This is a genomic window from Cytobacillus sp. S13-E01, assembly GCF_029193815.1.
Classification (GTDB): Bacteria; Bacillota; Bacilli; order Bacillales; family Bacillaceae_L; genus Bacillus_BV.
The window spans coordinates 23,676-34,323 of record NZ_JARFVC010000040.1 but is presented as its reverse complement, the minus strand read 5'-3'; the positions used below and the strand labels follow the sequence as shown (position 1 = coordinate 34,323).

Annotated in this window: 9 protein-coding genes; all 9 read right to left on the bottom strand. The window is 35.8% G+C overall.

Going from position 1 to position 10,648, the window contains the following annotated elements; translation table 11 throughout:
• Positions 1 to 355: DUF4372 domain-containing protein (locus tag PY093_RS18445; RefSeq protein ID WP_275645723.1), on the bottom strand; the 355-nt coding region annotated here is incomplete at its 3' end.
• Between the two features lie 218 nt (positions 356 to 573).
• Positions 574 to 1,491, bottom strand: coding sequence for an oligopeptide ABC transporter permease (gene opp4C / locus PY093_RS18440; protein ID WP_275647278.1), 918 nt, complete (start codon positions 1,489 to 1,491; stop codon positions 574 to 576).
• Between the two features lie 17 nt (positions 1,492 to 1,508).
• The gene (locus tag PY093_RS18435) at positions 1,509 to 2,459 is read right to left on the bottom strand and encodes an ABC transporter permease (protein ID WP_275647277.1); all 951 of its coding nucleotides are present in this window, start codon (positions 2,457 to 2,459) and stop codon (positions 1,509 to 1,511) included.
• 166 nt (positions 2,460 to 2,625) lie between these two features.
• Positions 2,626 to 4,287: a peptide-binding protein gene (locus PY093_RS18430; protein ID WP_275647276.1), complete on the bottom strand. Its 1,662-nt coding sequence runs from the start codon at positions 4,285 to 4,287 to the stop codon at positions 2,626 to 2,628.
• Between the two features lie 113 nt (positions 4,288 to 4,400).
• Positions 4,401 to 5,420, bottom strand: coding sequence for an ABC transporter ATP-binding protein (locus tag PY093_RS18425; protein WP_275647275.1), 1,020 nt, complete (start codon positions 5,418 to 5,420; stop codon positions 4,401 to 4,403).
• On the bottom strand, positions 5,420 to 6,400 hold the full coding sequence (locus tag PY093_RS18420; RefSeq protein ID WP_275647274.1) for an ABC transporter ATP-binding protein: 981 nt from the start codon (positions 6,398 to 6,400) through the stop codon (positions 5,420 to 5,422). Before PY093_RS18420 ends, PY093_RS18425 begins: the two co-directional genes overlap by 1 nt.
• A gap of 547 nt (positions 6,401 to 6,947) precedes the next feature.
• Complete coding sequence (gene opp4C / locus PY093_RS18415) at positions 6,948 to 7,856, bottom strand: oligopeptide ABC transporter permease (RefSeq protein WP_275647273.1); 909 nt, start codon at positions 7,854 to 7,856, stop codon at positions 6,948 to 6,950.
• A 12-nt stretch (positions 7,857 to 7,868) separates the two neighbouring features.
• Positions 7,869 to 8,834 (bottom strand): oligopeptide ABC transporter permease, encoded by a 966-nt coding sequence (opp4B, locus tag PY093_RS18410; RefSeq protein ID WP_275647272.1) that lies wholly within the window; start codon positions 8,832 to 8,834, stop codon positions 7,869 to 7,871.
• A gap of 34 nt (positions 8,835 to 8,868) precedes the next feature.
• Positions 8,869 to 10,599: an oligopeptide ABC transporter substrate-binding protein gene (gene opp4A / locus PY093_RS18405; RefSeq protein WP_275647271.1), complete on the bottom strand. Its 1,731-nt coding sequence runs from the start codon at positions 10,597 to 10,599 to the stop codon at positions 8,869 to 8,871.
• Positions 10,600 to 10,648 lie beyond the last annotated feature (49 nt).

Sequence of the window (10,648 nt, the reverse complement as noted above, 5' to 3'; positions counted from 1 at the left end):
CGTCACCCTTTTCTTTTCCGAATTCCCGATGGATTTGTTCTACAAGATGATGCAGAATAGCCTCGAAAATAGCTGGAGGAAGATCCGAAAGTTTGCGGGACAGTTGAGATATACTTATGTTTTTTAAGCCTAGTTCTTTTTGTAAGTTCTTTTTGTGCTTCACCTTGAATCTAATTTTTTTAAGGCTATCAAGCTGCTTCAGCTGAGCATAAATAAATAGTTTTGTAAAGGTTAGACTATCAAGCTTTTTCACATATTTATCAAGCTTCATCTGATCAACCATTTTTAAAATAACTGTTTCATCCATAGGGTGGATGTATTCCTTAAAAACTGTTTTTATGGTATTCTTGTCCATAGATTTCTCCTTATAATTGGGATTTGGACAGGACAACCTACCTTCCACCTAATTATAAGGTTTTTTTGTATCTATTTGAACTAAAAATTACCAATTATTACAAAAAATTCAATATAAATTTATGTTGAATTAGTCTTGACAAATTGATTTTTATTTAATGCAATGCTAGTGTAATTTCCTAAACAAAGAAAAAGCCAAGAATTGGCTCTCGACTTTTTCTAATCATTTACTTTTGGATCTAACGCATCACGTAGTCCGTCTCCTACAAAGTTGAAACATAAAACCGTAAATAAGATTAATAACCCTGGGAATAAAGGATACCACCATGCTTTTACCATAATTGTAAAGTTTTGTGCATCCTGTAGCATATTACCCCAACTTGGTGTTGGAGGTTGAATACCTAGTCCTAGGTAACTTAGAGCAGACTCAGCTAGTATTACTCCACCTACTTGTAATGTTGCTGCTACAATAATTGGCCCAAGAGCATTGGGCAGAATATGCGAAAAGATAATCTTGTAAGCTCTAGTTCCTATGGTTCTTGATGCTAGAACGAACTCTCGTGTTCTTAGGGATAAGAATTCGCCCCGAACTAGACGTGCAGTAGTTGTCCAACTTGTCAGCGCAAAGATTAAAATTAGTTTATCAATACCAGGTTGAAAAATCGTTACTAGTGTAATTAGCAAGAAAATTTGTGGGATAGATATGACAATATCAACAAATCTCATTAAGATTGCATCTAGAATTCCACCAAAATAACCAGCTAACGCTCCAACAACCGTTCCAATTGTGATTGCACCAAATACTGATGCAAAGCCAACTAATAATGACACTCGTGCCCCATAAAGCAAGCGAGTCAATATATCACGGCCAAATTTATCCGATCCAAGTAAATATTCTTTACCAGGAGGCTTCAGTTTATCTAATAGTCTCTGTTCTTCAAACGAATAAGGTGCGATAACCGGTGCAAGAACAGCCGCAGAAATGATGAATAGTAAAAAAATCGATCCAACTACAGCAAGCTTATTCTTTACAAATTTTGATAAGATGATTTTAGTCATCGTGTCAGGCTTACCATTTAATGCATGGGTTACCGCAGCATTATTTGAAGTTTCAGGTGTAAGATTAGGTTGTGACATCAAAAACTTCCTCCTTCTTAATACTCAATCCGCGGATCAAAAACAGCATAAAGGATGTCCGCTAATAAGTTGCCAATAACTACAAATACAGCCGAAATTACAGTTAATGCCATGATAACTGGATAATCACGTTGGAACGAAGAATCTATGAAAAGTTTGCCAATTCCGGGCCAAGCAAACACCGATTCAACAATTACTGATCCTCCAATAAATCCAGGTAACATTAATCCAAATATCGTAATGACTGGAATTAATCCATTACGTAACCCATGTTTGTATACTACCTTATTTTGTTTAAAACCTTTTGCACGTGCAGTTCTCATATAATCCTGCTTAACAACCTCAAGCATACTTGTTCGTGTAAAACGTGTAAGTCCCGCCATATCAGCTGTTGCAAGTACAAATGCAGGTAGTACAAGGTGATGAAGTCTGTCCCATATACTAAAAGGCTCATTCAGCGTTTGCGTCCCACCTGTAGGGAACCAGCCTAATTTTACTGAAAAGAACATGATAAGTATTAGTCCTAACCAAAAGTTTGGGGTTGCTAGTCCCAAGAAGGAAGTGAACGTAACCGTATAATCTAATTTTGAATATGGTTTTGTTGCAGATAATACCCCAAATGGAATCGATATTAGTATAGCTAATAAGGCAGAGACACCCATTAATAAAAGAGTATTTGGTAAACGGTTTAAAATCAATTCACTAACGGGAGTTCCCTTTTTAACGAGTGAAGTCCCAAAATCCCCTTGTGCCAAGTTTCCAAGCCATTTTCCATATTGAATATGAATAGGATCATTTAATCCATATTTTTCATTGAATTTTTCTAAATCCGCTGGTTTAATATTTGGATCCATTAATAAGGTGGTAGCACCACCTGGTGCCATTTTAACGATCGCAAAAGAAAGGATGGTAATTCCAATTAATAAGGGAATAGCCATTAAAATACGGCGAATGATATAAGTTACCATAGCTTATTCTCCTTCATCAGTAAGATTAGTAGATTAATAATGTATGTTGTAATTAGTTTGATAGAATATTGTACAAACTAATTTTACTTTCAAACTCAATAAATAAAAGGGAAGGGAAAACCCCTCCCCTCTTACACTACTTTTTTAACTATCCACTAAAGGATAATTAATTTTTAATCCACCATTTATTAATGTTATAGAACTCAGATTTTGCGTGGAACTCATAACCTTGTAAGTTCTCTACCATTACACGGTGTACGTTTGGATAGTATAGGAAAGTATATGGTTGTTCTTCAGAAACAATCTTGTAGATTTCACCATATGCTTTCTTGTACTCTTCACGGTCAAGAATTTGTCTAGCTTCTTCCATTAGTTTGCTAGCCTCTGCATTATCCCACCAAGTAAAGTTTAAGCCTTCTTCCATTTGGCTAGAGTGGAAAATATCATATAGGTCAGGGAATGTTGATAAGCTCCAACCCAAGATCATTGCATCATAGTCCCAATTAGGAGCAGTAACTTGCTCGATAAATGCGCTCCACTCTACAATTTGAGGAATAGCTTCAATCCCAACTTCTTTTAATTGTTGTTGTAATACAACCGCGATATCTTCACGGATTTTGTTACCTTGGTTTGTTTTAACCTCGAATGAGAATTTCTCACCGTCTTTATCTAACCAACCATCACCATCTGTGTCTTCCCAACCTGCTTCTGCAAGAAGAGCTTTCGCTTTTTCTGGGTCATATTCAAATTTTGTTACGTCATCACTATAAGCCCATGATAAAGGAGATTCTGGAACGTGAGCAACTTCCCCATCACCATTCATAACTGAATCAACAATACCTTGACGGTCAATAGCGTATGTTAATGCTTGACGAACTTTAACGTCTTTGAAACGATCTTGTTTTTGGTTTACTCCAAAGTACGTATAAGATAAACCTAAACCTGACTCGACTTTAATTCCAGGGAATTCTTTAACTGTATCAATGTCTGTTCCAGGGACTTCAGTGAAATCTACGTCACCTGCTTGTAATTGTGCAAGTAAAGCATTTTGGTCTGGAACGATTTTGTATGTGATAGAATCTAAGTAAGGACGGCCACCATAGTAATCTTCGTTCGCTACTACTTTTACATATTGACCATCTAACCACTCTTCAAATTTGAATGGACCAGTACCGATAGGTTTTTTTGTATTAAATTCATGCTCACCTAACTCAGCAACAGGAACAGTTCCTAAGATATGCTCAGGTAAAATTCCATAGCTTAAACCAATTGACCCGAATGTTGCATCAACTTTATTAAGTTTGATTTCAACCTCGTAATCACCAAGTTTAGTGATACTTTCAATACCTTCAAATGCTGATTTACGTGCACCATCATAGTCCTCATTTAAAGGAATATTATAAGTGAAAACTACGTCATCTGCAGTAAATTGCTCTCCATCGTGCCATTTAACATCATCACGAAGTTTAATTGTCCATGTTAACCCATCTTCAGACATTTGAACATCGCTTGCTAAATCGTTTACTGGATTAAACTCAGTATCGCCACTAACTAATCCATTATAGATAAAACCTTCAATATCAGAACTTGCAGCATCTGTAGAATATAACGGGTTAAATAATGTAGGAGCACCAATTGAACCTACGATAATATCTCCACCATATTGTGGTTCATTGCTATCTTCTTTTGGTTCCTCAGTTGGTTTTTCATCTTCTTTTGGTGTTTCAGCAGGTGTTGTTGCACTGTCTCCGCCTGAACAAGCAGCTAAAAATAATGCCAAAATTAAAGTTAAGCTTAAAAGTAACCATTTCGACTTACTAAGTTTCATTTGTTTTCCCCCTATCGTTTTTTTAATAAATAGTCGTTTCGAGACACGTTTATTACCATATTTTCCTGTTATCTCCCCCTTTCAAGTGAAGTTATATTTTGTGCGGCCATTTTTTAATATAGGTGGCAGGCAACAAAATGTTCATTTTCAACTTCTCTAAATTCAGGGATCAATTGACGACAGATATCGGTCGCTGCTGGACAGCGAGTATGGAATACACATCCCGAAGGTGGATTTGCTGGACTTGGCAATTCACCTTTAAGTACGATTCTCTCTCTTTTAATAGTACCTTTCTTTCTCGGAACTGGGACAGCAGATAAAAGAGCTTGTGTATATGGATGCAAAGGATTAGCGTACAAGCTTTCTTTTGGAGCTAATTCCATCATTTTGCCTAAATACATAACCCCTACTCTATCACTAATGTGACGTACAACACTTAAGTCATGTGAAATAAATATATAGGTTAAACCAAAATCTTTTTGTAGGTCCTGCATTAAATTTATAATTTGCGCTTGAATTGATACATCAAGTGCAGATACGGCTTCGTCAGCAATGATCATCTCTGGTTTCAAAGCTAAAGCTCTAGCTATTCCAATACGCTGTCTTTGACCACCAGAAAATTCATGTGGGTAACGATTGATAAATGATGCATTCAATCCAACTGTTTCTAGTAGTTCTTGTACTTTTTCATCTCGCTCTTTATTAGCATAAAGATTATGAGTGACCATCGGCTCCTTAATGATAGAACGTAAGGTTTTTCTTGGATTTAATGTTGCGAATGGATCTTGGAATATCATTTGAATATCTTTTCTAACCGTTTTTCTAAGTTCATTTTCAGACATATGTGAAATGTCTTTACCTTTAAAAATAATTTGTCCTTCAGTAGGTTCATATAGTCGAATGATTGTTCTACCAGCAGTTGACTTTCCGCAACCCGATTCACCTACTATACCAATCGTTTCACCTTTATTAATTTTCAAGGATATCCCATCTACAGCTTTCACCTGGCCAACTGTTCTCTGTAATAGTCCTGCTTTAATTGGAAAATGTTTTTTTACATTTTGTAACTCTAGGATTGAAGAAGTCTTTTCTTTAGTTAGAACACTGTCATTTTCTAAGTTAGTAGCTATCATTAATGTACCTCCTCTCCTTCATATAAAAAGCAACGTACTGAACGACTACCTTTAATTTGTTTTAACCCCGGTTGTTCTGTCTGGCAACGTTCAAATGCTTTTACACATCTTGGAGCAAATCGACAGCCTTTAGGCATGTTTTCAGGAGATGGTACATTACCTTCTATTGATTGTAGACGAGTAATATTCCCATCAATTGTTGGGATTGAAGCGATTAACCCTACAGTATAAGGATGGAATGGTTCCTCAAACAAATCATCAACTGAAGCTTCTTCAACAACTTGGCCGCCATACATTACGACAACTCTTTCTGCTATCTCTGAAACCACACCTAAATCATGAGTGATTAATAGAATAGAAGTATCAAATTTATTGCTTACCTCTTTCATTAAATCTAGTATTTGTGCTTGGATTGTTACATCGAGAGCCGTAGTTGGCTCGTCAGCTATTAAGAGTTTCGGATTACAACTCATTGCCATAGCGATCATAACCCTTTGTCTCATTCCACCTGATAAACGGTGAGGAAACTCATTAATTAGTTCGGCAGCTCTTGAAAACCCAACCATTTCTAATAGCTCTACTGCTTTTTTATTCGCCTCATTACGAGACATTCTTTGATGATAGGTAAGTATTTCAGTAATTTGTTCACCGATTGATAGTACAGGATTTAGTGATGTCATCGGCTCTTGGAATATCATTGATATTTCATTTCCGCGGATTTTACACATCTCACTTTCAGACATACCTACTAATTCTTTGCCATCTAGGATAATTTCACCATCTACTATTTTTCCAGCTGGACTTGGGACCAAGCGCATGATTGATAATGATGTGATACTTTTACCAGATCCAGATTCTCCAACAAGTGCAACCGTTTCGCCCTTGTTTATTTTTAAATCAACCCCGTCCACAGCGGGAATAACCGTCTTTTTTTTAAAGAAATGGGTTTTTAAATTTTTTACCTCTAATAGAGTAGACATGTTTGCTGGCACCATCCTTTTCCATTGACATAGATACATCGAACCAGTATCTAATTAGCTTCTATATTACAATCTAATAATTCAAATGTTATGAATCCACATTTAATTATTAGGATACAAAATTATCTGAAAATAACATTAACTGTATTTTATTACAACTAAGTTACAAATACAAGTTAATTTTTAAAATTGTATTAATAATTATTCTTTTCGGAATTTTAATTTTTTTTTCATAATATTTTACGTATTAGGTTTCTATTTATTTTCATTTTAACCCTTTAAAGTGCTGATATTTCCCGTTAATACTATTAGGAGTATCTACTAAAAAATGAAGTATCCATTCCCCTATCTATTTGGCACATACAAAAAACCTATCAGCATTGTGATAGGTTTTTATAATAGTATTGTATAATTTAATTCGTGCTCAATTTAGTTGTGTATAATAATAATATTTTTATTACGATACTCTTCTCTCTTTTAACATTCTATATTTAGCCTTATAATCAATAAAAAAAAAAAAAAATCCATCACTATGTGATAGATCATTTTATCTTCTTGATTTCGGATTAAGTGCATCCTTTAAACCTTCGCCAATAAAGTTTATCGATAAGATAACTAGAGTAATAGCTGTTGCAGGCGGCACCCACATCCATGTCTTATTACGAAGAACATCTGAATCACGAGCCTCTGCTAACATATTCCCCCAACTTGGAGTATCTACTGGAACACCAAAGCCTAGGAAACTAAGTGCTGATTCAGCAACAATCATAACAGCCATTATTAATGTGGCTTGAACGATAATCGTAGAAGCAACATTTGGTAATAGATGTTTAATGATGACTTTTGATGGTTTAGAGCCAATTGACACCGCAGCTAAAATATACTCGTTTTCTTTTTCAGCAAGTATTCTACTACGAACAATACGTGCAACTCCACCCCAACTTAATAGACAAATAACGGCAATTAAAGTCCATAAGCCAGATACTTTACCTACAAGAATTGTATTTAGAACTATTACGAATACTAAAAATGGGAAGTTTAATATGAAATCTGTAAAACGCATTAATAGTCTATCAACTCTTCCTCCAAAATAGCCGGCAATTGAACCTACTGTTGTACCAATTAATGTTATAAAAAACATAGCGGATATACCAACAGTTAATGATGACTTACCTGCATATAACATTCTTGTAAATACGTCTCGGCCATTCGTATCCGTGCCAAGCCAGTTCGCGCCAGACGGTTCCTTACTAATGTTCATGAAGTCTACCCTTACTATATCTTTTGTTGTGATAAATGGTGCCAAGAATGATAATAGTGCAACTATAAGTAAAAATACTAAACTTATCATAGCTAATTTATTTTTAACGAACTTTCTTCTAGCAATCACCCATGGGGAGGGACTTTTTAGATTTTTTTTCGGTGTTTTTGTATTTGTGTTAGTTAGAATTTCCATGATTTGCCCTCCTTAATCTAGTCTTATACGAGGATCTACTATGCCATATAGTAAATCAGCTATTAGATTTCCAAAAAGTGTTAGAAACGAAAGTAACATTGTTATCGACATCATTACTGCATAATCTCTTCTAGTAACAGATTCTAAAAATAGTTGTCCTATTCCTGGATATGTGAAAATAGTTTCTGTAATAACTGCTCCACTAATTAACGTTGCAATGTCGAACCCAAGAAATGTAACTAAAGGTATGATTGAATTTCTTAAAATATGTTGATTAAAGATTTTCGACTCTTTTGTTCCTTTAGCTCTAGCTGTTCTTACATAGTCTTTACGACTATTGTCAATGATGTCATTTCGTAAAAATTGGGTATATGATGCTGTACCCATTAATCCTAAAACTAGTGCTGGTAATAATACATGGTGTAATTTACTTTGATAATACGCCCATGTTCCTTCCTCTAACCCGATTTCAACTGAACCACTAAATGGAAACCATCCAAGTTGGAAGGAGAAGAAATAGATTCCAACAATTGCTGCAACGAATGATGGAATAGCCAGTGCTAGATAGTTATAGCCGGCAATTAAATTGTCTCCAATTGTATATGGTTTTCTTCCAGCATACATACCCATTAAAAATGAGAAAATATACGTTAATATTAAAGATGTTACTGCTAAAAATAATGTATTTGGTATACGCTGTGCAATTAGTTCTGCAGCAGGCTTTTTATAAACTGTTGATTTTCCAAAATCACCTTGAACAAAATCGGTTACCCATCTCCAATATTGTACGAGAATTGGGTCATTGTACCCTAATTTTTCTCGCATTTCTTCAATATATTCTGGATTTGTGTTCGACGGGTCAATTTCTCCCCCAAATGGGTCCCCTGGCATCATTTTAGCCAGGGAGAATACCACTAAGGAGATAAGGAGTAATAATGGAATCATGCCAAGAATTCTTCGAAGTGAGTATTGAAGCATGTGAATTCTCCTTATCTATTAGGATTAAATACTATTATTCTGAAACAGTCCACAAATGAACATCTTCTTGGAACCCAATAGCACTTATTTTAACGCCTTCTAAGCGCTTGTTAATTCCATAAAGATCCATGTTCTCCCATAATGGGATTGCAGGCATTTGCTCGTTGAAATATTTTTGCCACTCAACATATACTGACTTACGGTAGTCTTTATCAAATGATTTTTCACTTAAACCTTCATCAAGTAAACGTTGGTTTTCAGCATCTACCCAACGACCATAGTTCCACTCTGAATCATTGCCCCAAAGTCCAGATGGATCTGGATCTGAACCAGTGCTCCAAGAACCGAAGAACGCTTCTAATGCTTCATCATCATTATCTTTCATTTCATTGTAAAGGTTGAATTCAACTAATGAACCAGTTGCTAGTTCAGTTTTTACACCGATATCGTTCCAGCTTTGGATAATCGCTTGTGAACGACCTTCAAATGCTGCAGGTCCAGCATAGTGACCGAAGGAAATGCTGAATGGTTTACCTTGTGGATCTTCTACAAATCCATCGCCATCTGTATCAACATAACCAGCAGTTGCTAGTAATTCTTTAGCTTTTTCTGGGTTGTATTCGTATTGATTTAACTCAGACTCATCAGCTGCAATCCAGAAAGTTTGTGGAATTGGTGTGTTTGCCACTTTTGCTTTTCCTTCTAGGAATGCATCAATCATCGCTGGACGATTTAACGCATAAACCAACGCTTGACGTAATTCTTTTGATTTAAACTTATCGAAATCAGCAACGTTTACGCGTTTTTCAGCATCTCGGTTACCAAAACGTAATCCGATGTAAGAGTAAGAAACACCAGTTGTTTCTTCAACACGTACATTTTCTAATGCAGAAAGTTCTTTAACAGATTGTGGACGAATTTCCATAATATCGATATCGCCATTTTGGAATGCACCAGTTGCTAGAGATGGATCGATAACTTTTACAATTACACCGTCAAGCTTTGGCGCCCCTTGCCAGTAGTCATCAAAGCGCTCTAATTCTGTGTATTCACCAGCAACAACATTTTTAACTTTGAAAGGTCCAAGACCTACAGGATTTGCACGCACTTGTTCTGAGTCACCTAGATCTGCAGCAGCAATACCTTCATAATGCTTTTTAGGCATTGGAGTTGACCATAGGTTTTCTAAGTTATTGATTTTTACTTCTTCAAAAGTAATCTTGATTGTGTATGGATCTACAATTTCAATACCTTCGATTGTTTCAGCAGTACCGTCTTTTTTAGCTGTAGCACCTTTAATGTGCTCAACCATATTGAAACGAGGACCATCATAACCTGGGTCTGCAATTGTTTCAAGAGCATATGCGTAGTCTTCTACTGTAAGCTCTTCACCATTGTGCCATTTAACACCTTGTTCGAATGTAAAAGTATACGTTAACTTATCTTCACTAATTTCCCAAGTTGCTAAGTTTGGTACATATTCTAAGTTTTCATTGACAGAATAAATACTTTCTGTCATAAAACCTTGGATACTGCTATCTACTGCACTACCAGCAAATGCAGGATCGTAAACTCCTTCTGGAGCTGCATCAACTGCGAAAGTAACTACGCCGCCTTCTGCAGGATCAGTATCTGTTGTGCCTTCTGTTGTATCTGTTTCTTTTTCAGTTGTATCATTTGTTGAGTCTTCGCCTCCGCTACAAGCTGCTAGAAACACTGACATTACTAGCAAAAGCATGATAGCCCATAATGTTGACTTTTTCATTTTTTTCCCCCACTTTTTTATTTATTTTATTTTTGAAACTATTCAAACA

What these genes read in the sequence shown, in the direction of transcription:
- opp4B (WP_275647272.1), bottom strand. Translation starts at nt 8,834, where the DNA reads ATGCTTCAATACTCACTTCGAAGAATTCTTGGCATGATTCCATTATTA.
- PY093_RS18435 (WP_275647277.1), bottom strand. Translation starts at nt 2,459, where the DNA reads ATGGTAACTTATATCATTCGCCGTATTTTAATGGCTATTCCCTTATTA.
- PY093_RS18420 (WP_275647274.1), bottom strand. Translation starts at nt 6,400, where the DNA reads ATGTCTACTCTATTAGAGGTAAAAAATTTAAAAACCCATTTCTTTAAA.
- opp4A (WP_275647271.1), bottom strand. Translation starts at nt 10,599, where the DNA reads ATGAAAAAGTCAACATTATGGGCTATCATGCTTTTGCTAGTAATGTCA.
- PY093_RS18430 (WP_275647276.1), bottom strand. Translation starts at nt 4,287, where the DNA reads ATGAAACTTAGTAAGTCGAAATGGTTACTTTTAAGCTTAACTTTAATT.
- opp4C (WP_275647278.1), bottom strand. Translation starts at nt 1,491, where the DNA reads ATGTCACAACCTAATCTTACACCTGAAACTTCAAATAATGCTGCGGTA.
- opp4C (WP_275647273.1), bottom strand. Translation starts at nt 7,856, where the DNA reads ATGGAAATTCTAACTAACACAAATACAAAAACACCGAAAAAAAATCTA.
- PY093_RS18425 (WP_275647275.1), bottom strand. Translation starts at nt 5,420, where the DNA reads ATGATAGCTACTAACTTAGAAAATGACAGTGTTCTAACTAAAGAAAAG.